Raw genomic sequence first — 537 nt, forward strand, 5'->3', positions numbered from 1 at the left:
ACTCACCATCTACAAAGTAGCGATTTGCATAGCCAGTCATTATCCATACGCCATTTGTTATGTTGTAATGCATAGGCATATCCGTATCAGGCGCACCCTCAACAATCTCTCGCATCTGCTCAATTGTCAGGTTGTTTATAGTTGTCATAGTGCCACCACTCCACAATACTTTTCTGTTATCTGTTTAAGCTTGGCTCTCTGTACCTTTTGCCATTCAGCCCTATAAGCTTTTCGATATGCTTTCTGATCCAATTCATTGATTTCTTTCTTCAATCTTCCTTTGATAGCGCTTTCATTGATTGAATAGTCAAAACTCAGCAAATGCTTTTTAACCCTATCCCATCGATCTTTTTTCATAACAGTTTCGCCATACATGGTTGACTTCAATGTTGTTGCTGAAACACCTGTCAACCTTGCAAGCAACGTAATATCGCCATGTGATGCCTTGGAATGAAACTCTTTGAATATTGATATTTGCTCTGCGCTTAAATCAGCTTTAGCCTTTCTTTTTACAGCCTGTGATTGAGCGTCTTTGAT

The 537-nt window shown here is 39.3% G+C and carries 1 protein-coding gene; it reads right to left on the minus strand.

Features of this window, described 5'->3' with window-relative positions; genetic code table 11:
• Nucleotides 1–144 precede the first annotated feature (144 nt).
• Nucleotides 145–537, minus strand: a 393-nt coding sequence (locus tag ACG9ZL_RS21145; protein ID WP_419361881.1) for a hypothetical protein, incomplete at its 5' end; no start/stop codon positions are given.

This window comes from Acinetobacter legionensis, assembly GCF_048551735.1.
Classification (GTDB): domain Bacteria; phylum Pseudomonadota; class Gammaproteobacteria; order Pseudomonadales; family Moraxellaceae; genus Acinetobacter.